Consider the following 24,282-nt stretch of genomic DNA (forward strand, 5'->3'; position numbering starts at 1 on the left):
AGACGGGCGGGGCTGTCAACGGCGGCGCACTTGTGCGCCGTTCATCTTGACCGTTGACTGGCTCGGCTGGCTTTGCTATTTCACGAATAATAAAAGAATTACATCTTAATTTTTTTACAAACTACGCAGAGCCAGCCTTTTTTATTTTTGTGTATTTTTATGTCTGTAAAACCAGCGTCCTCTAAAGATTTTTTAACTTGTTCAGAATTGTATATTTTCATTCCTTGTATCATTTTAGTCCACTTTTCTTCTTTGGGATTTTCTCCATTTGACTCGTTGCAAATCATAAAAGTTCCAGTATTTTTTAAAACTCTATATATTTGCTTAAAAGCGCCACTAATATCAGGCCAAAAATATATTGTTTCAAATGCAGTAATCACATCAAAAGTTTCATTTCCAAACGGAAGTTCCATTACATTACCTTGTAAGATTTTGCAACGCTTATTTGATATTTCTGCTTTGTTGATTTTTTGAGATTTTTCCACACTGATTTCTGAGTAATCAATACCCGTCACTTTGCCGTGAGGACTTTTTTCTAACAGTTTTTTAACATTGGCACCACCGCCACACCCAATATCCAGACATATATTATTCTCAGCAATTTCTATATGTGTAAAGCCCCATTCAGCCATAGATGAATGTCCTGAATTCATCATATTAACCATAATTTTCCCGCCAATTCCTTTTGGCTTGCAAGTATTTTGAAAAAAAGACATACACAATGCTCCTTTCGGCGTTAGTTGTAGCTAATTTAGATTATATCTCACTTCCTTTTTGGCGGCAATATGAAAATTTCATTTTCGGTTTCTGCACTTTTTATGCTTACTTTCTTGTCTGCTCCATCATCTTCTTCGCCAGCTTTTGAAACAGGTCGGCGGCTTCCTCGTCCATCGGCGCAAGCTGTCCGATCTGTCCGGCAACCATCGCCGTTACATCGTCAATGGAAAGCGGTTTTTGTTTCTGCTCCGCCAGTGCGTCCCGCATGGCTTGGAACATAGCGGCGGTCACAGCTTCCCCCGGCTGTTCCCCGTTGTCAATATCTTTCTTAATGACTTGGAGCGTGGGGAAAGTGCCAGCAAGACAGGCCGGAAGCATATCCCCACCCGGCTTTTCAAACAGGCGGTTTCCCTCTCCAAACAGGCCAGAGCCATTGAAGCCGCCCTTGACGGCATTAACCCGCTGAACGCCGGAAAGAAAAAAGAGGAAGCCCTCTCCATGCTGAAAAAGTGGTTTCCGCAGATGGAGAATTTCTCCGGGCAGTTGAAAAAGTACAAGGTCACAATCAATGACCTGTTGGCGGAGAATGAGAAGCTGGAAGCAAGGGCAAAGGCCAGTGAAAAAGGCAAGATGAAAGATACGATGGAACGGGCAAAGCTGAAAAGCGAACTGGACAATTTACAGCGGCTGGTTGACCGTATCCCGCCGGAAGTGCTGGCGGAACTGAAACGGCAGCGACGGCACACGGTAAAGGAAAGGTGATAGATATAAGCAGAAATTTTCGCCGCCCCTGTGCGGCATTGTACCTTGAAAACTGAATATGGAGGACACTGGATGGCAAAAAGCGAAAGCGTTATTTTTACACCCCGGACAGGGCAGGTCATACAAACAGAGAACGACACGCAGTATTTTGTATGTGGGAACAACCGTATAAAAATCTCCGAACACTTCGCCGCAGGCGGGAAGCCCCTCGGTGATCTGATTGTAGATGTGGTGCGGCATACCGCAGAAAAAGCCGCTTCAACCTGATAGCCCATCATTGATAACACGCCCACGCTTATGATATAATTGCCATAGAGCAAAAGTATTGTAAGCGTGGGTTGTTTCTTTAGAAGGAGGATTTTTAACGGTGAAACAACCTTACAATACTACGATTTACAACACGGCGCTTTATATGAGATTGAGCCGGGACGATGAACTGCAAGGAGAAAGCGGGAGTATTCAGACACAACGCATGATGCTCCGGCAATATGCCGCCGAGCATGGCCTGAATGTCATAGATGAATATATCGACGATGGATGGTCTGGAACGAACTTTGACAGGCCGGATTTTCAGAGAATGATTGATGACATTGAGGACGGGAAAATCAACTGCGTTGTTACAAAGGATTTATCCCGCTTAGGCAGAAACTACATTCTGACCGGCCAGTACACGGAAATCTACTTTCCCAGCAGAGGCGTCCGCTATATTGCTGTCAATGACAATGTGGACACCATCAACGGAGAGAATGAGCTTGCCCCATTCCTCAACATTCTGAATGAAATGCACGCCCGCCAGACCAGCAAAAAGGTAAAAGCGGCCATGCGGACACGGTTTGCAAATGGCGCACACTATGGAGCCTATGCCCCGCTGGGCTATGTCAAAGACCCGGATAAGAAAGGTCATCTTTTGGTTGACCCGGAAACAAGGTGGATTATCGAAAAGATTTTTGACCTTGCCGTTCATGGCCGGGGAGCCGCCAGCATTACACGGATTTTGGTCGAAGAAAAAGTACCTACTCCCGGCTGGCTGAATTTCCAGAGATACGGCACTTTCGCAAATATCTATGCCGGAGCGCCGGAGGAAAAAGCCTATGCGTGGACGATAGCGCAGGTAAAAAGTATTCTGAAAGAGGAAACCTATATCGGACACAGCGTCCACAATAAGCAGACCAACATTTCATTCAAAAACAAGAAGAAAGTACGCAAGCCAAAAGAGGAATGGTATCGTGTGGAGAACACCCACGAAGCGATTATTTCCGAAGATGTGTTCCGTCAAGTACAGGAGCAGATTTGCAACAGGCGCAGACGGCAGAAGAACGGCACAACGCAGATATTTTGCGGGCTGGTAAAATGTGCGGACTGCGGTTGGTCGCTGGCCTATGGTGTGAACAGTCAGAACAAAAATCCCTATGCCCACTACCATTGTAGCAAGTACGGGCAAGGATTGCACCAGTGTTCCATGCACTATATCCGTTATGATGTGCTTTACGCCTATGTCCTTTCCCGTCTGCAATACTGGTCTGTGCTGGCACAGCAGGACGGGGACAAACTTCTGAAACGGCTACTTAACGCCAGCGACAAGGAACGCAATACTGCAAGGAAGCGGCAGACAGCCGAACTGAAAAAGGCGGAAAAACGCAAAGCAGAAGTAGACACCCTGTTTGCAAAAATGTATGAGGACTGGTCTGCCGGACGCATTACAGAATACAATTTCAATATGCTGTCCGAAAAGTATCAGGGCGAACAGCGAGAATTGGACGCAAAAATTGAACGGCTTCACGAAGCGATGGAGGCCGCCGCCCAGACAGCGGTTGACGCTGAAAAGTGGATAGGTCTGATGAAACAGTATGTCAATCCCACAGAATTGACGGCTGAACTTCTGAATACGCTGATTGAAAAAATCCTTATCCATGAAGCGGTCAAAAGTGAGGACGGAAGCCGGGAACAGGAGGTAGAAATCTTCTACCGCTTTATCGGCAAAATCGAATGACACATCTTGAGATACCCAACAATATCTTTAACTAAGGGAAACTGGAAACGGATACCCGGAGATGGAGAAAATGATCACCCTCTCCCGGATATTGAAGGTCTCCCTGGACTATCTGGTCTCAGACCAGTCAGACAGCCAGGAGCAGGCAGGCCCTGCTTCCGAGAGCCCGTCACCGGCCTCTCCCGCTCCCGCCCCCGCGGCAGTGTCCACAGGCAAGATCATGATCCGCAGCCACGACGGCAAACAGCTGGTCAACTGCTATAAGGTGATGTCCATGCGCGTATCCAGCCACCCGGACGCGCCTCATTTTGCCCTCTTCGGAGTGGACAGCTCCTCCTTCTGGGGCGAGAACAGGACCATGCTCGGCTGGTATGCCCACGAGGCGGATGTCCAGAAGGAGACCGCGGCTATCTCACAGGCCATGCTGGATGGAAAAACGTCCTATGAGCTGCAGTATGCCGCCAAAGTAAAGGAAAGTTTTCTGCGGGTCAGCCTCGTCAGAGAGGAGGACACCGCACCAGAGAAAGGAAGGGACACAGACATATGATCATCAAGCTTTGCATTGACAGCGCCCCTGCGCAGCCCCTGGAAGAGGGCATGCAGGTTGTAGAGGCGCCGGATAAGATTTCCAAAAAAAACGGCAAAGCTCACCGGGGAGGCGCTTCGGGAAATGCTTTTTGACGTGGAGTGGCACTGCAGCGACACAGGCCTGGCCGCAGACGGGTTTCAGGTCCTGCTGCCTTCCCCGACGAGGAAACCCGGACATTTTATGGGAAATCCCTGCGCAAGATGGGGATACCCTTTATTTCAGAATAAATTTTCAGATTAAAGGAGGAACCACTATGCTGGAAATCGGAACAAAGGCACCGGCATTTTCTCTGCCGGACCAGAACGGAGACATGCACACACTGGAGGAATACAGGGGAAAGAAGGTCATCCTCTATTTTTATCCCAAAGACAACACTCCCGGCTGCACCAAACAGGCCTGCGGCTTCGGGGACCTCTATCCCCAGTTTGCCGAGAAGGGCGCTGTCGTCCTTGGCGTCAGCAAGGACAGCGTGGCCTCCCACAAGAAATTTGAGGAAAAGTACGGCCTTCCCTTCACCCTGCTCTCCGATCCGGAGCTCACCTGCATCCAGGCCTACGATGTGTGGAAGGAGAAAAATATGTACGGGAAAAAGACCATGGGCGTGGTGCGCACCACCTACCTGATCGATGAGGAGGGCACCATTGTCAAAGCCTTCGGGAAGGTGAAGGCAGCCGACAACCCGGCCCAGATGCTGGCAGAGCTGTAGTCTGCCCCGGCCCGGAAAGGAGGGCAGAAGGATGAAAAAATACAGGAAAGAGCTTGTACTTGCTCTGATACAGGCTGTCATGTTTTATCTGTTTCCCCTGACCGCCGGCCCCACTGATATGATGGGACTGGTGGTCGTCCTGCTGTTCTCCACTTTTCTCCTCTCTCTTCTTCTGGGCGCTCTGTCCCGGGCCCCTTTCAAATATGCCTATCCGCTCCTCGTATGCGCCCTGTTCCTTCCCACAGTTCCCATCCACTACAATGCCACCGCCCTTCCACATGTCCTCTGGTATCTGGCGGACGGATACCTGGGGCTTGGAGTGGGGTGTCTCTTCAGGGCTGTCATTTATACTATCAGTATGAAAAATCATTGACACCTTACGCTCTGCCCGCTATACTATATACATACCAAACGAATGTATGTAGGAGGATGCCATGGCGAGAAACAAGTACCCGGAAGTCACTGTAGAGAAGATACTGGATGTATCACAGCGGCTCTTTCTGGAAAAAGGATATGACCATACGACGATCCAGGACATTGTAGACGAGCTGGGGGGTTTAAGCAAGGGTGCCATCTACCACCACTTCAAGTCAAAGGAAGATATCCTGAATGCCCTGGGAGACAGGCTCTTTTTCAAAAATAATCCCTTTGAGGAGGTAAAGAAGCGGACGGATCTGAATGGCCTGGAAAAGATGAAGCTGGCCATCCTGCTGAACCAGTCCAACGAAGAGCAGGCCAGCTTTTCCGCCCATGCTGTCCCACTCCTTAAAAATCCCCGGATCCTGGCAGGGATGCTGGAGACAAACCGCCGCACCTTATGCCCCCGCTGGCTGGAACTCATCGAGGAAGGCTGCCGTGACGGTTCCATCCAGACAGACTATCCCAAGGAGCTGTCCGAGCTAATGGTCCTTCTGGATGTCTGGCTGATCCCATCCGTCTTTCCCGGCAGTGCCGAGGAGATATTCCGCAGGTACCAGTGCAGCTGTGAAGTGCTTGCCAGGATGGGGCTTCCCATCTATGATAAAAAGGCGGCTGACCTGATCAAAAATCACCCTGCTCTGCAGCAGGACGTATAAGATTGCCTTTCATAGGCAATTTTATATTAAACTTATACATACCTTCGTTCGGTATTAAAATTTGAACATGGAAATACAAAACACAACTCAAAGAAGGAGGTCCTCCATGGAAAAAACAGATGTATCGATTTTCGTATCCTCACTGAAAAAGAGCTATAAAGACAAAGAGATTCTGAAAGATGTCACCTTTTCAGTTCCCACAGGGACCATCTACGCTCTCCTTGGCTCCAATGGCGCCGGAAAAACCACTACAATCCGCATATTGACCACTCAGATCCGCCCCGATGGAGGGACTGCCCATATCCAGGGATTTGATGTAGCAAAAGAGCCAGAGAAGGTCCACCGGGTCATCAGTCTGACCGGACAGTTCTCCGCCCTGGACGAGAGCCTGACTGGAATGGAGAACCTTCTCATCATGGGTCGTCTGCACCACCTGTCAGCCCCCGAAAAATCAGCGGTCCGGCTTCTGGAATATTTTGATCTCTCCGCCTCCTCATCCAGAAGAGTCTCCAGCTGGTCGGGAGGAATGAAGCGTAAGCTGGACATCGCTATGAGTCTTGTAGGCAGTCCCAGTGTCCTTTTCTTAGATGAGCCCACCACCGGCCTGGATCCCCAGAGTCGCCTGGCTATGTGGCAGATTGTCCGCAGACTCCGGGACGGCGGCATGACTGTCCTCCTCACCACCCAGTACCTGGAGGAGGCGGAGCAGCTGGCTGACCAGATCGGCATCTTGCACAGAGGAAGGATCCTGGCACAGGGAACCCCCTCCCAGCTGAAATCTCTCCTGCCCCAAGGAGCCGTGCGTTTTACCTTCCGTGACCAGGAGGATCTGCGATGTGCGGCCTTTCTTCTTGGAAAATGGCAGACCAGCTCCCATCCGGCGGAATGCGCTCTGACCGTATTTACAGACGGAAGGGCAGATACTCTGAGAGAACTCTTTCGCCATCTTCGGGAGGGACACATTTCTGTCCGGAAATTCTCAGAGCTTTCCCCCTCACTGGAAGATGTATTTTTAACCATGATCAAGGAGGAAAAATCGTATGGAAAAAACAAAGCGAAACTATAGGGACACCCTCACTATCGCCTGGCGCTGTCTGCTCCTGTCCTGCAGAAACCCGGAAACTTTTCTCACCAGCATCCTACTCCCCGCTCTCATGATGCTGCTCTTTGTCTCTCTCTTCGGCAGCCTGATCCATGTAGGCGGCACATCCTACACAGCCTACATCGTCCCCGGCGTTCTCATCCAGTGTGCGGCTCAGGGGTCCTCCACCACTGCCATCATGATAAACCAGGATATCACCAGTGGGATCATGAGCAGATTTGCCACCCTTCCCATCCGCCGGAGAACTCTCCTATCCGGCCATGTACTGGAGGCGTACGGACGGAGCCTTGTGACATCTGCTGTCGTCCTCCTCATCGCACTGCTAATGGGCTTTCGCCCTGCCCTCAGCCTGCCGGGCCTGGGGATTTCATTCCTCCTTTTGTCAGGCATGATCCTGGCGCTGTCCTGGCTTTCTGCCACTGTGGGCATTCTGTCAAAAAGCGCCCAGGGCGCCAGTTCTCTCTCCTCTCTGGCCATCATCCTGCCCTATCTGAGTTCCGGTTTTGTCCCTGCCGAACATCTGCCGCCCCTGCTGCGGACCTTTGCCCGGTATCAGCCCATGACCCCTGTCATCGACTCCATGAGAGCCGCCCTGGCAGGTGCCCCTACAGATGCCGGTACTCTCGCTGCCGCCTTGATCTGGTGCGCTTTTCTCACCGTCGTCTTTTACCCGGTCTCTGTGTTAGCTATGCAAAAAAGACTGAGCAGGTAAAAAGAAAAGACCAGATATGCAGCTTCCCCACTCTGCGTATCTGGTCTTTTTTCCTAACCGAAATTTTTCTGGATCAACCGGCAGTATTCCTGGAATACCGATTCTTTCTGAAAGTCCTTGGCAAGGGCATCCCGGATGCCCTTGTAGTACCAGCCGATCATCTTCTTATCTTTCATGCGGAAGCGGTTCCAGAGCTCCTCCCCCACCTTGGGATAGTCCCTGTCAATGTCCCGCATGTTGGACAATTTGTCTGCCAGTCCGATCATCTGCACCTCCCTGGGGGCGCTCCCGATGGACTGGATCGTTGCGCTTTTCCTCTCCAGCCAGGTTTTGGATTTGTCTTCGCTCTCTCCCGCCACCATAGCTGCCACCCTGGGACTAAACTCCAGCGCCAGCACTTCCCGGGTCACTCCCTGGCAGTCCTCAATGGTGTCGTGGAGCACCGCAGCGCTGATCACCTCCTCATCCCGGGTCATGGTGGACACAATGTCCTTGACCTCTATGGGATGGACGATATAGGGGCGCCTTGTCCCCTTTCGGAACTGTCCTTCGTGAGCCTTCGTCGCAAATTCAACTGCCCTGTCGATCATATTCATACCTCTTTTTCATCCTCTGCTTCCATCGCTAATGATAATTGTCTCCGAATTCTCCTCTCCCTGCAAAAATAACTTGTCTAAATTATGCATACATCATAGCATCAGTGGACAGAAATAGCAACTCTATTGTTTGATTTGATACATCCTTTCCGCCATATTCTTCCCCTGCTTTCCCTTTCTGTACTCTCCGGCGCTCATATGGTAATGCTGTCGGAATTTCCGGCAAAAATAGCCGGCGCTTGCAAAGCCCGTGTCCGATGCGATAACAGAAACCGGCTTCTGGGTTGTCAGGAGCTCCGCCGCCGCACGGGACAGCCGGTAACCTATAAGGTACGCTACCGGGGATGTATGAATGCCTGACTGAAAAATATGCAGGGCGCCACTTTTGCTCAGAGAGGCCGCCCCCGCGATCTCCTCCAGTGTTATTTCCTCCATATAGTGGTCGTGGATAAACTGTATCATGGTCTGCAGCTGCGCCTGCTTATGGTTCAGCCGGCGCAGCTTCGGCAGACCGGATGCCTGCGCCATATTTTTCTCCAGCAGATCCCATATCTCCAGAAGCATCCTGACAGTAGAAAGCTCGTTTCTTCCTCCTTCCTCCTGAAGCGCAAAAATCTGTCCCAAAATCTGGAGGATCTGTCTTTGCCATACAATATGAGGTTCAAGGATCTGGTATGGAGCAGAGAGTACTATGACCGGTCTGACGTACTTCTGATAAATAAGGGACTCTTCCGGTGCAAGGAGTGACGGTGCGAAAACAATGTTGGGTGCATATACGCTCTGATATGCCTCGAACCGATGCAGGATACCGCTGTTGATAAACACGCCGCATCCCTGAGGCAGATTGATCTTATCTTCTCCGACACAGCAGACCGCATTTCCACTGGCTGCCACAAGAAACTCCAGCTCGTTATGCCAGTGCCAGCCGATCCTATGAAAATCAAATCTCCATATATCTTCCGGATAGTACGCAAACGGATAATCGCTTTTCCCGTGCGATACCGCTTCCCGGAGCGTTTCATCCGTGATCGTCCTGCAGACTCCCACCGTCCTCACCTCATATCAAACGAATTTAATTTTGTGATATTATACCATATTTTAGTGATTTTATTCAATGTCTTCCCGTTTTTTATGTGATATAATCCCATCTGAAGCAAGGAGGAACAAACATGTCAAACAAATATACAAAAACAATAGCAGCCTGTTTTACAGGATATATCGTACAGGCTGTCGTCAACAACTTTGCGCCGCTGCTATTTTTACTTTTTCAGAACATCTACCATATCCCGCTTTCACAGATCACGCTGCTCGTGACCTTTAACTTCGGGATACAGCTTCTGACCGATCTTCTCTCCGTTTCTTTTGTGGACAGGATCGGCTACAGAGTCTCTATGATCGCAGCCCATATTTTGTCAGCTGCAGGTCTGATCCTCCTCACTGTCCTGCCTGAAATCCTGCCTGCTCCATTTGCCGGCATATTGATTTCTGTCATGATCTACGCAGTCGGAGGCGGACTCCTCGAAGTATTGGTCAGCCCTGTTGTAGAAGCCTGCCCCACGAAGCACAAGGAGAAGGCCATGAGCATGCTCCACTCATTTTACTGCTGGGGCTATGCGGGGGTTGTGCTTGTATCGACACTGTTTTTCCAGATTGCAGGCACAGAAAACTGGAAGCTGCTGGCACTGACCTGGGCGATCCTCCCCATCTGCAATGCCTTTGCGTTTGCCAGGGTTCCTATAGCTCCGTTGCAAGAAGGCGGTGAAGACTGCATGAAAACAGGAGACCTGTTCAGAAACAGGCTGTTCTGGGTCCTGCTTGTCATGATGGTATGCGCCGGGGCAAGCGAACAGGCGGTGAGCCAGTGGGCGTCTGTATTTGCCGAGAAGGGTCTGGGGATTTCCAAAACAGCGGGAGACCTGGCAGGGCCCATGGCATTTGCCGTCCTGATGGGACTGTCACGGCTGTTTTACGGAAAATACGGTCATCTCATCCACCTGGAACGCTTCATGGTCTATAGCGGGGCTCTGTGCGTTCTGTCTTATCTTGGGATTTCGCTCATGCCATTCCCTCTTCTCAGTCTGGCCTCCTGCGCCGTCTGCGGTCTGTCCGTCGGCATCATGTGGCCAGGTACTTTCAGCAAGGCTTCTGCCGCTCTCCCAAAAGGCGGAACGGCCCTGTTTGCCTTACTGGCCCTTGGCGGAGATGTAGGCTGCTCAGCAGGTCCCACCCTGGTAGGCCTGGTATCCGGAGCAATGGATGACAATCTGAAAGCGGGCGTTCTGGCAGGTGTCATTTTCCCGCTCCTTCTGCTGACGGGAATCGCACTCGCCAAAAAACCAAAGGAGGGCTGCTGCAATGAGAGGGAAGCTGTCTGTTGAAAAAACTGAAGAAGGACATACTTTTATCGTATTTTCTGTGGATAATACAGAAACGGTAAACAAATTGACCGTGGACATGCTGGACACCGGGCTGGATATCCTGTATGAACCCAAAGTCACAGACAAAGGATATGAGAGCTGTTTTATATGCACTGAAGAAACGGCAATAAAAATACGCGCCCGGACAGCCGGCTGGACACCAGACCGGACTCTGTTGTAAAATGGAGCAAAAGGGAAAAAGGAGAATGTTCATGTCCGCAAAACCGTCTGCAAAATACGCACTTATCACAGGAGCCTCCAGGGGCATTGGCCGGGCCTGCGCCCTTCGATTTGCCCGGGAGGGGTGGCACGTCTTTCTCAACTGCCGCTCATCCCTGGATGAGCTGGAGGAGGTCCAGGAAGAAATCCAGAAGCATCTTCCCGGAGACTGTACCCTGGTTCCGGGAGACGTGGGCAGCCCGGCGGATGTCCGGCAGATATTTGAGAAAATTTATCAGATCTGTCCCTGCCTGGACGTGCTTGTCAACAATGCAGGCATCGCCCATATGGGACTGCTCACTGACATGACAGACACCGAGTGGCAAAGACTTCTTGACACCAATCTGTCCTCCGTCTTCTACTGCTGCCGCAGCGCCATCCCGCCTATGGTGACCCGGAAACAGGGAAGGATTATCAGCATCTCCTCTATGTGGGGAACCGTGGGGGCATCCTGCGAGGCCGCCTACTCGGCCGCCAAGTCCGGCATCCACGGACTGACCAGGGCGCTGGCCAAAGAGCTGGCTCCAAGCGGCATCCAGGTCAACGCCATCGCCTGCGGCGTCATCGACACAGCCATGAACGGCTGGCTTTCTCCCGAAGAGAATCAGGAGCTGAAAGAGGAGATTCCCACCGGCCGTTTTGGAACGCCGGAGGAAGTGGCGGATCTCGTGTGGCAGATCTCCCATGCTCCCCACTATATGACCGGACAGATCATAGGAATAGACGGAGGGTATATCTGATCTGCCTCAGATCAGATATACCCTCCATTTACGTCTGTGCTTCTTATTTTACAAGCCTCTGGATCTTCTTGCTCTCGTCTGTCCCGGCTTTTTCAAGCAGCTCAAAGAGCAGGGCCTCGTATGTCGTGAGGATGGCTCCCTCCTGCTGTGCTCTTATGAAAGCTGTTTCGCAGTCTGCCCTTCTGCGGCTGGAGACACAGTCTGTCACAAGAACAGGCACATAGCCTGCCTCCTTCAGATCGATCAATGTCTGCAGCACACAGATGTGGGCTTCCACACCGCACAGGATGATATATTTTTTCTCCTGTATCTGCGGACAGCTTCTGATCACATCTTCAAAGGCACTAAAGCGGATTTTTTCTACGAACTCTTCTGTCCCCGCAGCCCGGGTCAGTTCTTTCACTGTACTTCCCAGTCCCTTTGTGTACTGCTGGGTAAGCACCATGGGAATGCCCAATGTGCGCAGCCCCGCCAGCAGGATAGAAGAATTCTCAGTGAGAGCTTCCTTTCTGTCCATGGCAGGCATCAGTTTCTCCTGGTAATCAATGACAATGGCTGCCGTGTGTTCTCTTTCGATCCTCATAAATGCGCCCTCCCCTTTCTTTTATCCTGTTATTTGAGATCCAGCTCCACCGGACAGTGGTCAGATCCCATCACATCTGTCAGTATTTTCGCATCCTCCAGCCTGTCCTCCAGGCATTTGGACACACAGAAATAGTCAATACGCCACCCTGCATTCTTCTCTCTGGCTTTAAACCGGTAGGACCACCAGGAGTAGATCCCCTCCTTTTCGGGGTAGAAATAGCGGAAGGTATCAATAAATCCAGCCTCCAGAAGTTCGGTAAACTTCTGCCTCTCCTCATCTGTAAATCCCGCATTCTTCCTGTTTGTCTTCGGATTTTTCAGATCGATCTCCCTGTGGGCCACGTTCAGGTCCCCGCAGAAGATCACAGGCTTCTTTTCCTCCAGCTTTTTCAGATATGCCAGGAAATCTGTCTCCCACTGCATCCTGTAGGGAAGCCTTGCCAGTTCATTCTGGGAGTTGGGGGTGTACACGGTGACAAAATAAAACTTCGGGTACTCCAGGGTAATGACCCTGCCCTCCTGATCATGCTCCTCCATGCCGATGCCGTAGGATACAGACAACGGCTCTTCCTTCGTAAACACAGCCGTGCCGGAGTATCCTTTCTTCACAGCATAGTTCCAGTACTGATGATAACCCGGGGTCTCCAGGTCGATCTGTCCCTCCTGCAGCTTTGTCTCCTGGACACAGAAGATGTCCGCATCCGCCTCTTTAAAAAAGTCTGCAAAGCCTTTCTGGACACAGGCCCGCAGGCCGTTCACATTCCAGGAAATCAATTTCATAGTCTAGTTTCTCCTTGTTATCTATTTGCCATCTAATAATATACTTTTCTCAAAAACAGGCCTCTGGCCGGAGCGAGAAATCCCGCCAGGCTGCGGTCCTCCGCCGCTATGACCACCGGGAGCTTGCTGGCATCCCTCCGTCCTGTCCCGATCTCGATCAGCGTCCCTGTCAGGATACGCACCATATGGTAGAGAAAACCGGAACCATAGTAGGTGATCCTCACTTTCTCCCCGGAGCGCACGATCTTGATATTGTAGATCCTGCGGACTGTATCGTTTGTTTCTTTGTTGTCCGTAAAGCTGGCAAAATTCTTGACGCCGATGAGATATTTCACAGCATCCCGCATGGCTTCTATGTCCAGTTTCTCCGGATAATGGTAGCAGTAGCGCCTGGAAAACACATCCGGCTTTTCCCTGCAGTCTATATAGTATTCGTATTTCTTTCCCTTGGCGCTTTTTCTCGCATGGAAGTTATTCTTTACAAGCTCCACCTTGAGAACGCGGATATCTTCCGGAAGATAGCGGTTCAGAGCAGCTTTCAGCTCATCCGGCTCATAGAGGCCGGACAGCTTTACGCTGGCCACCTGCCCTCTTGCGTGAACACCGCTGTCTGTCCTTCCCGAGCCGTCCACCTGTACCCGGTAGCCAACGATCCTCCCCAGGCTCCACTCCATAATGTACTGTATCGTATTGTCCGTCGTCGCCTGCCGCTGCCATCCCTGGTAGCGGCTGCCGTCATAGGCAATGGTCAATTTATAGTTTCTCATATGCACACACCCGATCTATCTGTAAATCTGAAAAAATTTTGTATATCAAAAAAGAAGAAGCTGTATATGCTTCCTCTTTTATCATAGCACTTTCCTATAGGATGCGCAATTTATTTCTGGAGCTATCAGATGATATTTTCTCCTCTGTATTCTTCCCTGCGCACCGCGTAGAGGATGCACCGGGACACCACGTCCACGATCAGAAAACCGAGGGCAATCGCCAGGCAGGTCTCCAGCAACACGCTGGTCTCCTGGCTGGCCATAGCGCTGTCGCCGCTGACCCAGCCGTACATCATATAGTACAGATTAGGTCCGGGAATCAGGGGAAAGGCTGAGGCTGTCAGGAAAATGGTGGCCGGCGCCTTGTTGACCCTTGCCATAATAAAGGCAAATGCCGCCACAAACACGGCTCCCGCCATGGTTGCCCCAAAATTGCTGGGCCATATCTCATACACCAGACAGTAGATCGCCCATGTAAAGAAAGCTCCGATCCCGGAAAATATGACCTGCTTCCCCTGAATCTTAAACCACAGGGCAAATCCCACACAGGCCACTGTACAGGAGATAAGCTGAATGGGTACACTGTGGTTCAGGGTAAATCCATCGTAGGCTCCCTCCCCCAGCAGCTTCATGGCAATGGCGATCCCAAAAGCAATGCCCGCCGCCCCCAGAATAGAGTTCATGATATTGATCAGACCGGAGAGGAAGTCTCTCTGGAGGATCTCCCTGATCCCGTTGGTGGTACTCAGGGCACTGATCAGCAGCATGACGATCCCGATCATGATCCGGTCCGGGTGCGTCCCGATCCCAAGGGAATCCATGCCGATGATCACTGTCTCTGAGAGGAAAGCCAGGATCAAATTGTAGATCAGAAGATTGTCCTCCCGCTTTCCCAGCCAGTTCCCCACAAACACGATCATAAACGATACGAGCACAGCCACAAAGGCGTCTGTCATGCCGCAGCCAAAAAAGACGGCAAATCCGGTGCCGCCCATGATCCCGGCAAGGTAGGTGAGCCAGAGGGGCTGCTCTTTGCGATTCATGACCTCCACATATCTCCTGTGCAGCTCATCCGCGTCCGGCGTGTGGGCGCACACATACCTGGCCAGATTGTTCATATAGTCCAGACGGTCATAGTTGATGCCAGTGGACTCAATATGCCGAATCTGTGTAAGGATCTCTCCCTCCGGCGTCTCCACTGTAATCTGGATATTGCTGGGAATGACAAACACGTCATAGCGCTTGAAGCCGTAGCTTTTACACATCCGGTACATGGTGTCGTCCAGCCTGAAATTTTCCGCTCCGCTGCAGAGCATAGCTTCTCCTATGTCAAGTATGCCTTCCAAAATCCGCTGATAGTCCATTGTCTTACGCATTTCCTCTGTCCAGTATTTTCTTGATCTCATCCATAAAGGTGTTCACATCCTTAAATTCCCTGTACACAGACGCAAACCGGACGTAAGCCACCTCATCCAGCTTTTTCAGCTCATCCATAACGATCTCGCCGATCGTGCTGCTGGGGATCTCCTTTTCTTCCAGGCTAAAGATCTTTGTCTCGACTCTGTCAATACACTTCTGTATCTCCGCTGCAGACACAGGTCTTTTGTAGCACGCCCGCAGAATGCCCGTTTCGATCTTTCCGCGGTTGTACTGTTCCCTGTTGTTGTCCTTCTTAATAATGATCAGTGGAATGGTCTCTACTTTTTCATAGGTGGTAAACCGCTTTCCGCAGACATCGCAGGAGCGTCTTCTGCGGATGGAATTACCGTCATCTGCCGGCCTGGAGTCAATGACTCTGGTGTCCGGATGGTTGCAATATGGGCATTTCATCTTGGTCATTCCGTCCTTTCTTGATATTCAAGACAAGTATATATCCCTCCGGCCGGACTTGTCAATTTATTACTTTGGCCTGCGCCTTTTTTCTTCATGGATCTCCACCAGGATGATGTCCGGTCCGATCTTCCGGATACAGTCAAAGGGAATGACATACTCTCCGTCATCCCCAAACCATCCGCACAGAAGTCCTCCCCGGGGGACGATCACTGACTCGATGCAGCCTGTACATTCGTCAAATACCAGGTCAGCCACATAGCCAAGCTTCCGGCAATCGCAGGCATTGATCACTTCTTTCTGCTGAAAATCACAGAGCCTCATGCTGTCACCTCCCCTTTCATCTTATGCAGACGCAAAGTGTCCGGTGACAGCACAAGGCTCTTTTATCCGATGTCCTGGCTGCTGCTATTCGATTTTGTTTTTCTCTTACAGAGCCATGACTTTCTCATTGTTGAATGCCCTGGCGATCAGCACCGTCAGGATACCGCCCAGCGCAAGTGTCTCCACAAGGGTGATCAGGTACTGGGACATGGTCAGCTCATGGCTCAGGATCGCCTGGAGAGCAATGGCGCTGTTGTAGAACGGGATGTAGTAGTCCCAGGGACCTCCGTCTCCCATCCGGAACATAGTAAGAAGCCCTACTACCAACACCACCATATATACCGGCATAATGTAGCTGCTGGCCTCTTTTGTCGTCTTTGCAAAGACAGAGATGAGAGCCACCACGGCTGAGTACAGAAAGGCGATAGCCACAAGGAGCAGCCCAAGCATAAGGATCTGGTCCGGCCCCAGGTTCAGGTTGAGGGCCTCATCCATGCCGGTCATGGAGTCCATCATAAAGGGGGTGCAGATCACCATGCCTGCCACATAAACCAGAGAAGAAATGCCCGACACTACCATCAGGGCAAATACTTTTCCAAGGACGATAGAGGACCGTTTCACAGGCGCTACCAGCAGGCTTGCCATGGTTCCTCTCTCCTTCTCCCCGGCGATCATATCTGTCCCGATTCCCATGGCGCCCGCAAAGAGAAGGATGGTGATAAAGTAAGGAAGCATCATGCCGAGGGCCTGGCCGCTGGCCTTCTCGTCATCCTGGATCACCATGTCGTCATTGTCCGAATTCACGGTAAATACTGTGATGGCATCCGGATTACCCACCCGGCCGGCAAGCAGGGTCTGTCGATAAGACTCCAGCACGCCCACGGAGATTTCCTGGTACGCCTGTGAGGAATACTCCTCCGACGGGTTGTAGTAGGTCTTGATCTGGGGAACTGCATCTCCCTCCTGGAAGCCGGCGATCATTGCGTCAAAGTCTACCGGGAACTCGATGAGAAGGTCTGCATCCCCGTTCAGGATCGCATCTTCTGCCTCCCCTCTGTCGCTGTCAGAATCAATGGTCCGGATGTCATACTCCGCCCCCGCCGATGCAAGGAACGTCTCAAAGCTGTCTGGCTCGTTCTGCATCCAGACGATGGCTTTATGCTCCTCTATATCGGACTGCATCTGGCCTGCCAGATTGTTGATGATCGTGAGCAGGACCACCATGATCAGGACCGGGAGAAGGAAGACAGAAAAGACCATCTTCTTGTCCTTCAGTATCCTGGCCATCTCTTTGCCAAATATCTGCTTGATACCGTTCAGCATTTACATGACCCCCTTTCGCGCTGAGTAGATCTGGAAGAAAGCATCCTCCAGATCATTGGTGCATGTCTTTGTCAGGAGTTCATCCAGGGTGCCCTCCGCCTCCTTTTTCCCATCTATGATCATGCCGATCCGGTCGCAGAGCTTCTGGGCTTCAGACATGATATGTGTGGAGATGATGACCAGCTTGCCGTCATCCCGCAGCTTTTTCAGATAATCCGTCACATTTCTGGCTGTGATAATATCCAGCCCGTTGGTAGGCTCATCAAAAATGACAATATCCGGGTCATGTACAAGGCTGACAGCAATGGCCGCCTTCTGCTTCATACCTGTGGACAGCTCCTTGATCTTCTTGTGGGCAAACTCGCTGATACCAAAGTAGTCAAACAGTTCGTCCCTGCGCTTCTTAAGCACATCCTCCGGCACTTTGTGGAGCCGGCCAAAGAAGCGGAACATATAGTCCGCGTCAAACTGGTCATCCAGCTTGATGTCGCTTGTGAGAAAACCTATGCTGTTTCGGACTGCCTCCGGTTCTTTCTGCACCTCATGTCCGTCCACGTAGATCTCACCGCTGGTGGGCCTTATGATAGTGGAAATACACCTCAAAGTAGTTGTCTTCCCGGCCCCGTTGGGTCCTAAAAGCCCGTAGATCTCACCTTTTTTTGCTGTTAAGCTGAGATGGTCCACAGCTGTCTTTTTTGGATTTTTCGTGTGGGACTCAGCCATCTGTTTTTTGTTCAGTCTGTACACTTTTGTCAGATCTCTGATCTCAATCATAGCCTTATTTCCTTTCCTCCCGAGGGATGTTCCTTTTCTCTTATTTATTGCCTCGAATATCTGTACTATTGATTTAACACAATAATATATCCTCCCCCGAAAATTTGTCAATACTTTTTCCTTAAATTTTACACAATTTCCCAGGCCATATTACACGGGCATGCGTCACATCGTTCTATGGAACCAGATCTTTGCTCCCAGTCCCGCCACACTGACAAAGAGCACGGCTCCGATCAGCGCCGCAAACACGGTCATGCTGAAAAATCCTGCCGCAATGGCTGCTGTCAGAAGTCCGAACAGACTGATGCAGTAGGCCGCCCGTCCCGACTCCCTCTGGATGGCCTGCAGACGCTCGTCATGCTCCTTGATGTATAGTGCCCGCAGACGCTTGTCATCACGCAGCGCCCGGACATTTACCACGATCCCATAGACAGCGATGGCTGCCCAGGCAAAGAACAGGCCGCTCTGAAATCCTCTCATAAAGCTGGCCTCATGCTCGTCCGCCCCCAGCTGCACAGCACTGACGCAACAGATCACAATGACCATGCAGGAAAAAAGGATCCCGGCTGTCATCCATATGATCTGCCGCTTTAACTTTGCTCTGTACTCCTTCATCTCACATCTCCTCCTCATCCACTTCTGAAAAATCAAACACATCTTCAATGGTCACCCCGAAATATCTGGCAATCTTATAGGCCAGCACGAGGGACGCCGTGTACTTCTCCCTCTCCAGCGAAATGATCGTCTGCCGGGTGACCCCCACCGCCAGAGCAAGCTCCTCCTGGGAAAGCTTGTATTTCTTGCGCAGTTCCTGAATCCGAGTCTTCATAGGCTTGACATTCCCTTCACAATCGTATAGTTTGCTTTACATTTTAAGTATAGTCAACTTTACACAAAATGTAAAGTATATTTTACAATTATTTATTTCGGACGTAATACTTTTAAAAAGTATTACGTTACCTGTTATCTTTTTAACATTTCCCGGCATAAAAAATCCCGGCCGTGTTCCTCCACGGCCAGGATCAATATCCTACTCATTCTTTTTCTTCTTCACACACCTGCGTCTGCGGTTTACCGTATGATCGTGCCGGTTTTTCCCTTCAGACCATCTTTCAGCTTGTCAAAGGATGTGATCAGAGCGCTTCTTCCCTCACGCTTTTCGATGAACTCTACAGAAGCCTTGAACTTGGGAAGCATATTATACACGCCGAAATGCCCCTCTTCCATATACTGTTTTGCCTGGGCAAGGGAGATCTCTCCCAGCTCGGACTCCTGCGGTGTGTTCATATTGATGTGGACTTTCTCCACGCTCGTCAGGATGATCAGCTCATCTGCATCAATCTCCTCCGCCATCTTTCCAGCCGCCAGATCTTTCTCGATCACTGCGCTGGCTCCTTTCAGACGGTGATCCTGCTCCATAACCGGAATTCCGCCGCCGCCGCATGCGATGACCACCTGGTCCGCATTAACAAGCGCCTTGATGGCATCGATCTCCACGATGCTCACCGGATTTGGCGCAGAGACAACGCGCCGGAATCCTTTGCCCGCCTCCTCGATCACATAATTGCCTTTCTTTCGCTCCTCGTTGGCCTCCTCAGCTGTCATGTACCGTCCCAGCACCTTGGTGGGTGTGTAGAAAGCCTCGTCATAAGGATCCACAGTTACCTGAGTCAAGATGGTGCTGACTGTGCGGTAAATCCCTCTGTTGAGCAGGGCTTCCCGGATCGCGTTCTGAAGATCATATCCAATATATCCCTGGCTCATGGCTGAACATACGGACATGGGAGCCGGTGTGTAATCCTGATGTACCTTTCCAAATTCGTTCATGGCAGTGTGGATCATTCCCACCTGGGGTGCGTTGCTGTGGGTGATAGCCACCTGATACCCTTCCTCGATCAGATCTGCAATAGCGACAGCCGTCCTCTTCACCGCCTCTTTCTGCTCCGGCAGTGTGTTCCCCAGCGCTCTGTGTCCTAATGCAACTACTACTCTTTTTTTCATCGCTCTTTCTCCTTTACGCCTCTATAGCTTTTAAGACCTTTTTTTGTCTGTCTTTTATGATAAATATAAAGAAATTATATTATCTTTTCACGGAAATTGCAATGCATTTTACGTATCATACTTCCTGTCTGATCACAAAATTTTCCGGTACATTTTCTTGATTTCTCTATCTGAAGTGGTATAATTTCCTTATGGGGCATTAGCGCAGTTGGGAGCGCGCCACATTCGCATTGTGGAGGCCACGGGTTCGAATCCCGTATGCTCCATTGCAGAAGCGGGGTTTCGGAGCAGCCGGAAAACCCCGCTTTTTTCTGTAACTCAGGATCTGTGGTCAGGCAGATGTTCACCCTCCTCTCGTTCCCTGCATATACTGAACCAGAGCATTGTAAAACAGACACTCTGAAGGAGTATAACATGGAACAGCTCACCAGTTATATAAAACCGGAACTGATGATCGTCACCGTCATCCTATATTTTATCGGCGTATGGCTCAAGCAGATCCAGACGCTCAAAGACAAGTATATCCCCTTTATACTGGGAGCCATCGGCATTGTCCTGTGCGCGGTCTGGGTGCTGGCCACCAGCCCCCTTCGCACCGGTCAGGAAGTAGCCATGGCTGTATTCACTGCACTGGTCCAGGGAATCCTTGTAGCGGGGCTTTCAACCTACGTCAATCAGATCGTCAAACAGATCGGAAAAACGGAATAAGCAAAAAGCAGCGCCGGAGCTTTACTGAAACTCCAGCGCTGTCTTTTTGTCTTATAGCTGTTTTATTGAATAAAGAAAATACCAATGATCAGGTAGGCAATGAAGGCCAGAAGACCGCAGATCAGTGCGTAGGGAAGCTGGGTCTTCACGTGATCGATATGATCCGAAGCCGCTCCTGTGGAGGAGAGAACGGTCGTATCTGACAGCGGGGAACAGTGGTCTCCGAACACACCGCCGCCTGCCACTGCTGCGAAGCATGCCACAATGAGAAGGCTCATCTGGTTGTCCGTAAAGCTGAATGCCAGCGGAAGGGCGATAGGCATACAGATGGCAAATGTTCCCCAGGAAGATCCTGTGGCAAAAGACATGATGGCCGCCACGGCAAAAATCACGGCCGGCAGCATGACAGCAGGGATGGCTCCCTTCACGCCGTCTGTCAGCGTGTTCATAACTTCCTTGAAAGAAATGCCCTGGATCATCATGCTGATCGTCATGATGATCACCACAAAGAGAAATGCCTCCATTGTCTTGGCTGAGTCAAAGGCTATGTACGTACCAAGAGCAATGCCGATGATCACAAAGACAGGAAGGATAAAATTCAGCACAACTCTCGGCTTCAGTCCTGGATAGGGCTGCATGTCCGTCAGCTCTTTCCCGATGAGAGGAGTGGCTCCGTCACGGATCACTTTTCCCTCTTCCCAGGCCCGCTTCTCCGCCTTCTTCATGGGACCAAAATCCTTAATGATGCCGGAAGCCAGAAGGCCTACGAAAAGCACGGCAAAAATAGGATAAAAGTTAAACGGGATAGCCCGCAGGAAAAGACGGGATGCATCCTCTGTAGTAGCGATACAACCCACGCCCACAGCCAGGCCCATCAGGTACGCCGCCCAGCCGGTAATGGGCATCAGCACGCTTACCGGAGCAGATGTGGAATCCGCAATGTAGGCCAGCTTCTCACGGGAAACCTTCGCCTTGTCAGTGATGCTCCTCATAACAGAACCGACAAAAAGCGGGCTGAAGGAATCGCTGAAGTAGATAAAGATACCAAGTACCCAGGCCATGAGCTGGGCGCCTCTGCGGCTTAAGTTTTTCTCATGAACCTTCTGGGAAAATCCCTGGATGGCACCTGTCTTCTGGAAGTAAGCCACCAGAATGCCGATAAATGTATTCAGCAGCATAACCCAGGAAAAGCTGGTTGTTCCCAGGCTGTTCTGCAGAAGCGTGGGAAAGCCGAAGATCCCCTGTCCTGCCAGCAGCGTTCCCGCAATGCAGGCGATCGTCAGGGAGACGATCGTATTTCTTGTGATAAAGGACAATACAATCGCGAGTATTGCCGGAATGACGGAAATAAATCCCATTGTCTCCATGGTGTTACCTCATTTCTCTCTTATTTTTCCTTTGCTGTACATGCATTACAGACTGATAAAATTGTCGGATCTTGTCACCGTTGCCGGCGGCGCCGGATCCAGTTTCTGGTCCGCGATACCCAGAATGTCCTCGGGACGGATCCACGGACGGTTCTGCAGAGCGCTTGTCTCCTCATGGGTCAGATAGCCTTTGTATGTTGTAAGGCTTCTTCTTAAGAATCCATCTTTTGCACAGGCCTGTACCACACCATTGTTCAGAATGCTCCGGAAATGCGGAAGCACGGACGCTGCGTAGGCCACGGATGTGGAGTTTGCGATGGCTCCCGGAATATTGCTTACGCAGTAGTGAACCACGCCCTCCTCCACGTATCTCGGATTTTCATGTGTGGTCTCGTGGAAGGTCTCGATGGCTCCCTGCTCGTCATTGCTAATGTCCACAAGGACAGACCCCGGCTCCATGCTGCGTACCATCTCCCTTGTCACTAGGTACTCTGTATTTCCCTTGGGCCATTTCACACAGTTCAGGATCCTATCTGTCTCCGGAAGGATAGCGGCAATATTTTCCCTGCTGGAAATCATGGTATTGATGCTCTGGTTGTACTGGCTCTGAAGCGTGCGCAGAAGTCCGATGTTGATATCCGCCACAGTCACCCATGCTCCCAGGGCGTGCAGGACGCTGAGGGCAGCCTGTCCCACTGTGCCTCCTCCAAGGATCAGCACTTTCATGCCGGGAGCTGCGCCAAGGCCGCTGACAAACTTTCCTTTTCCTCCGTTGATGGTCAGCATGGACTCAAGACCCATAAGGGCTCCCTGCTTTCCTGCCGCCTCACAGTTGGGGGAACCGTATCTGTGGGAGTCCTCCGCCGTAAACGCGATGACCTTCTTGTCAAGAAGCGCCTGCACCTCCTCCGGGTGTGCGGCTGGATGGATACAGGTGAACACGATCTGTCCTTCCCGGAGCAGATTGTACTCAGACGGCTCAAATTCTTTTACCTTTGCCACAAAATCACAGGTTCCGTAGATTTCCTCTGCTGTGTCCACCATGACAGCGCCTGCTGCCGCGTACTTCTCATCCGGGAAGCCTGCCTTCTGTCCTGCGCCTTTCTGCACGTACACCTCACTGCTTTGTATATATATTCACACACAACACCCTCCCAAACGGAAAGGGTGTTGTAAACAATGCGTATCTTCTTTGTTATACATGTATACAAGTATAAGTTCAAGAATATTTATTTCGAATTTATGCATACATTTTCATTCACTCACAGCAGATCGCCCACACCGCAGAATTTTCTGCCTGCGAAATCCCAGAAAGCTCCGGCAGCCTGCGGCAGCATCTGGTATCTCCGCCTGACCATATACAGCCGTGACTCTTTCCTGGGTTTCACGATCGTCTTGTAAATGATCCCCTCTCCCCCGGCAAAGTATCTGGCAGCCCCCGGGCAGATGGCGATGCCCATGCCCCGCTCCACCAGCGGCAACATGGAGGCAGAAGAATTATAATAGCAGAGGATCTCTCTGTCCTGGGCGATTTCATTGAACCAGTGGTTGATCTCCTCCTGCAGCGATGCACGGACAGGGATCATCAGCGTCTCCCCGCCAAGCTGCTCCAGCCGCACCTCATCCCCCTCTTCTGCTGCCAGGGGATGTCGCCGGCTCATGGCTGCCACCCAGGGCTCACTTCGAAGAAAGATCTGCTCACACTGTTCCATGTAGACCGGCGCCCGCACGATTCCCACATCTGCCAGCCCCCTCTCCAGCTTGTCACGGACTTCATCGCTGTTTCCGCACCAGATCTGGAAATGTACCTGGGGATACTCTCTGTGAAACGTCTCCACCATCTCTGACAGAAGGCCGATACCGAAGGACTCCACTGCTGCCACAGATACAAGTCCATGCACGCCGCCTCCCAGTCTGCCCATCTGCTCCCGGGTCTTCTCCATGAGCTCGATGATCTCCTCCGCCTGCTGCTTGAGGAATCTCCCTTCCTCCGTCAGCTGGATCTTCTTCTTTCCCCGCAGAAATAAAGTAACCCCCAGTTCTTCCTCCAGAAGCCGTATCTGCCTGCTCAGGGGCGGCTGGGCGATGCACAGTTTTTTCGCCGCCCGGGTAATCGTGCCCTCCTGCACCACCGTCAGAAAATACTTCAGCGATTTAATATCCACGCAATTTCCTCCTTATCAGCGCATCCCTGATG

Annotated in this window: 30 protein-coding genes, 1 tRNA gene and 1 pseudogene; 14 read left to right on the forward strand and 18 right to left on the reverse strand. The window is 51.1% G+C overall.

Annotation, left to right across the window (positions count from 1 at the left end; translation table 11 throughout):
* Positions 1-98 precede the first annotated feature (98 nt).
* Together INF30_RS04160 and INF30_RS04165 are read right to left on the reverse strand one after the other, a co-directional pair.
* Positions 99-716, reverse strand: coding sequence for a class I SAM-dependent methyltransferase (locus INF30_RS04160; RefSeq protein ID WP_226394326.1), 618 nt, complete (start codon positions 714-716; stop codon positions 99-101).
* Between the two features lie 106 nt (positions 717-822).
* The gene (locus INF30_RS04165) at positions 823-996 is read right to left on the reverse strand and encodes a hypothetical protein (RefSeq protein ID WP_456298482.1); all 174 of its coding nucleotides are present in this window, start codon (positions 994-996) and stop codon (positions 823-825) included.
* Positions 997-1,050: 54 nt separating this feature from the next.
* Here INF30_RS04165 and INF30_RS04170 point away from each other — a divergent pair.
* The 10 genes and pseudogenes from INF30_RS04170 to INF30_RS04215 form a co-directional block, all read left to right on the forward strand.
* Positions 1,051-1,479: pseudogene (locus INF30_RS04170) on the forward strand (MobV family relaxase); the annotation flags it as partial.
* A gap of 72 nt (positions 1,480-1,551) precedes the next feature.
* Positions 1,552-1,746, forward strand: a complete 195-nt coding sequence (locus INF30_RS04175; RefSeq protein ID WP_226394327.1) for a hypothetical protein — start codon at positions 1,552-1,554, stop codon at positions 1,744-1,746.
* Between the two features lie 145 nt (positions 1,747-1,891).
* Positions 1,892-3,469, forward strand: coding sequence for a recombinase family protein (locus INF30_RS04180; protein WP_264176856.1), 1,578 nt, complete (start codon positions 1,892-1,894; stop codon positions 3,467-3,469).
* A gap of 61 nt (positions 3,470-3,530) precedes the next feature.
* Positions 3,531-4,016: a transcriptional regulator gene (locus INF30_RS04185; protein ID WP_226394329.1), complete on the forward strand. Its 486-nt coding sequence runs from the start codon at positions 3,531-3,533 to the stop codon at positions 4,014-4,016.
* Positions 4,013-4,150, forward strand: coding sequence for a hypothetical protein (locus INF30_RS04190; protein ID WP_157888378.1), 138 nt, complete (start codon positions 4,013-4,015; stop codon positions 4,148-4,150). The genes INF30_RS04185 and INF30_RS04190 overlap by 4 nt, the downstream gene beginning before the upstream one ends.
* A 161-nt stretch (positions 4,151-4,311) precedes the next feature.
* A complete protein-coding gene (gene bcp, locus INF30_RS04195) occupies positions 4,312-4,764 on the forward strand; it encodes a thioredoxin-dependent thiol peroxidase (protein WP_087174262.1) in 453 nt (150 codons plus the stop codon).
* 31 nt (positions 4,765-4,795) lie between these two features.
* Entirely contained in the window at positions 4,796-5,137 is a 342-nt protein-coding gene (locus INF30_RS04200; protein WP_226394330.1) for a hypothetical protein, read from the forward strand.
* A 61-nt stretch (positions 5,138-5,198) separates the two neighbouring features.
* Positions 5,199-5,840: a TetR/AcrR family transcriptional regulator gene (locus INF30_RS04205; protein ID WP_226394331.1), complete on the forward strand. Its 642-nt coding sequence runs from the start codon at positions 5,199-5,201 to the stop codon at positions 5,838-5,840.
* A 106-nt stretch (positions 5,841-5,946) separates the two neighbouring features.
* Positions 5,947-6,906 (forward strand): ATP-binding cassette domain-containing protein, encoded by a 960-nt coding sequence (locus tag INF30_RS04210; RefSeq protein WP_226394332.1) that lies wholly within the window; start codon positions 5,947-5,949, stop codon positions 6,904-6,906.
* Positions 6,881-7,654, forward strand: coding sequence for an ABC transporter permease (locus INF30_RS04215; protein ID WP_226394333.1), 774 nt, complete (start codon positions 6,881-6,883; stop codon positions 7,652-7,654). Before INF30_RS04210 ends, INF30_RS04215 begins: the two co-directional genes overlap by 26 nt.
* A 53-nt stretch (positions 7,655-7,707) precedes the next feature.
* Here the strand turns inward: INF30_RS04215 and INF30_RS04220 are convergent, their stop codons facing one another.
* Both INF30_RS04220 and INF30_RS14710 read right to left on the reverse strand, forming a co-directional pair.
* Positions 7,708-8,244 (reverse strand): HD domain-containing protein, encoded by a 537-nt coding sequence (locus tag INF30_RS04220; protein ID WP_226394491.1) that lies wholly within the window; start codon positions 8,242-8,244, stop codon positions 7,708-7,710.
* Between the two features lie 129 nt (positions 8,245-8,373).
* Positions 8,374-9,297, reverse strand: coding sequence for an AraC family transcriptional regulator (locus INF30_RS14710; RefSeq protein ID WP_226394334.1), 924 nt, complete (start codon positions 9,295-9,297; stop codon positions 8,374-8,376).
* A 122-nt stretch (positions 9,298-9,419) separates the two neighbouring features.
* Between INF30_RS14710 and INF30_RS04230 the strand changes: the two genes are divergently transcribed.
* Positions 9,420-10,628 (forward strand): MFS transporter, encoded by a 1,209-nt coding sequence (locus INF30_RS04230; RefSeq protein WP_226394335.1) that lies wholly within the window; start codon positions 9,420-9,422, stop codon positions 10,626-10,628.
* 251 nt (positions 10,629-10,879) lie between these two features.
* Positions 10,880-11,626 (forward strand): elongation factor P 5-aminopentanone reductase, encoded by a 747-nt coding sequence (ymfI, locus tag INF30_RS04235; RefSeq protein ID WP_226394336.1) that lies wholly within the window; start codon positions 10,880-10,882, stop codon positions 11,624-11,626.
* A 43-nt stretch (positions 11,627-11,669) separates the two neighbouring features.
* Here ymfI and INF30_RS04240 read toward each other — a convergent pair whose 3' ends face one another.
* The 11 genes from INF30_RS04240 to arcC form a co-directional block, all read right to left on the reverse strand.
* Entirely contained in the window at positions 11,670-12,209 is a 540-nt protein-coding gene (locus tag INF30_RS04240; RefSeq protein ID WP_076776035.1) for an isochorismatase family protein, read from the reverse strand.
* Positions 12,210-12,238: 29 nt separating this feature from the next.
* Positions 12,239-12,991 (reverse strand): exodeoxyribonuclease III, encoded by a 753-nt coding sequence (gene xth, locus INF30_RS04245; RefSeq protein ID WP_226394337.1) that lies wholly within the window; start codon positions 12,989-12,991, stop codon positions 12,239-12,241.
* 32 nt (positions 12,992-13,023) lie between these two features.
* Positions 13,024-13,758 (reverse strand): tRNA pseudouridine(38-40) synthase TruA, encoded by a 735-nt coding sequence (gene truA, locus INF30_RS04250; RefSeq protein WP_226394338.1) that lies wholly within the window; start codon positions 13,756-13,758, stop codon positions 13,024-13,026.
* Positions 13,759-13,883: 125 nt separating this feature from the next.
* On the reverse strand, positions 13,884-15,122 hold the full coding sequence (locus tag INF30_RS04255; RefSeq protein ID WP_226394339.1) for a threonine/serine exporter family protein: 1,239 nt from the start codon (positions 15,120-15,122) through the stop codon (positions 13,884-13,886).
* 4 nt (positions 15,123-15,126) lie between these two features.
* Positions 15,127-15,588 (reverse strand): transcriptional regulator NrdR, encoded by a 462-nt coding sequence (gene nrdR, locus INF30_RS04260; protein ID WP_076780675.1) that lies wholly within the window; start codon positions 15,586-15,588, stop codon positions 15,127-15,129.
* A 69-nt stretch (positions 15,589-15,657) separates the two neighbouring features.
* Entirely contained in the window at positions 15,658-15,912 is a 255-nt protein-coding gene (locus INF30_RS04265) for a PRC-barrel domain-containing protein (RefSeq protein WP_076776028.1), read from the reverse strand.
* Positions 15,913-16,017: 105 nt separating this feature from the next.
* The gene (locus tag INF30_RS04270) at positions 16,018-17,232 is read right to left on the reverse strand and encodes an ABC transporter permease (RefSeq protein ID WP_226394492.1); all 1,215 of its coding nucleotides are present in this window, start codon (positions 17,230-17,232) and stop codon (positions 16,018-16,020) included.
* Positions 17,233-17,235: 3 nt separating this feature from the next.
* Entirely contained in the window at positions 17,236-18,009 is a 774-nt protein-coding gene (locus tag INF30_RS04275; RefSeq protein ID WP_076776027.1) for an ABC transporter ATP-binding protein, read from the reverse strand.
* Between the two features lie 165 nt (positions 18,010-18,174).
* Entirely contained in the window at positions 18,175-18,624 is a 450-nt protein-coding gene (locus INF30_RS04280) for a hypothetical protein (RefSeq protein ID WP_076776024.1), read from the reverse strand.
* A 1-nt stretch (position 18,625) separates the two neighbouring features.
* Positions 18,626-18,838, reverse strand: coding sequence for a helix-turn-helix transcriptional regulator (locus INF30_RS04285; RefSeq protein ID WP_076776021.1), 213 nt, complete (start codon positions 18,836-18,838; stop codon positions 18,626-18,628).
* A gap of 242 nt (positions 18,839-19,080) precedes the next feature.
* Complete coding sequence (arcC, locus tag INF30_RS04290; protein WP_076776019.1) at positions 19,081-20,010, reverse strand: carbamate kinase; 930 nt, start codon at positions 20,008-20,010, stop codon at positions 19,081-19,083.
* 193 nt (positions 20,011-20,203) lie between these two features.
* Here arcC and INF30_RS04295 point away from each other — a divergent pair.
* Together INF30_RS04295 and INF30_RS04300 are read left to right on the forward strand one after the other, a co-directional pair.
* Positions 20,204-20,276: transfer RNA gene (locus INF30_RS04295), tRNA-Ala, on the forward strand.
* 148 nt (positions 20,277-20,424) lie between these two features.
* Positions 20,425-20,718: a phage holin family protein gene (locus INF30_RS04300; protein WP_226394340.1), complete on the forward strand. Its 294-nt coding sequence runs from the start codon at positions 20,425-20,427 to the stop codon at positions 20,716-20,718.
* A gap of 62 nt (positions 20,719-20,780) precedes the next feature.
* On the opposite strand, the gene INF30_RS04305 is transcribed toward INF30_RS04300, so the two are convergent.
* From INF30_RS04305 to INF30_RS04315, 3 genes are all read right to left on the reverse strand, one after another.
* Complete coding sequence (locus INF30_RS04305; RefSeq protein ID WP_226394341.1) at positions 20,781-22,085, reverse strand: Na+/H+ antiporter NhaC family protein; 1,305 nt, start codon at positions 22,083-22,085, stop codon at positions 20,781-20,783.
* Between the two features lie 45 nt (positions 22,086-22,130).
* The gene (locus INF30_RS04310) at positions 22,131-23,195 is read right to left on the reverse strand and encodes an alanine dehydrogenase (protein ID WP_311135997.1); all 1,065 of its coding nucleotides are present in this window, start codon (positions 23,193-23,195) and stop codon (positions 22,131-22,133) included.
* A gap of 152 nt (positions 23,196-23,347) precedes the next feature.
* Positions 23,348-24,250 carry a LysR family transcriptional regulator gene (locus tag INF30_RS04315; protein WP_226394343.1) on the reverse strand — a complete coding sequence of 301 codons (903 nt, stop codon included), beginning with the start codon at positions 24,248-24,250 and terminating at the stop codon, positions 23,348-23,350.
* Positions 24,251-24,282: the final 32 nt, after the last annotated feature.

This window comes from Claveliimonas monacensis (assembly GCF_014982975.1).
GTDB lineage: Bacteria > Bacillota > Clostridia > Lachnospirales > Lachnospiraceae > Claveliimonas > Claveliimonas monacensis.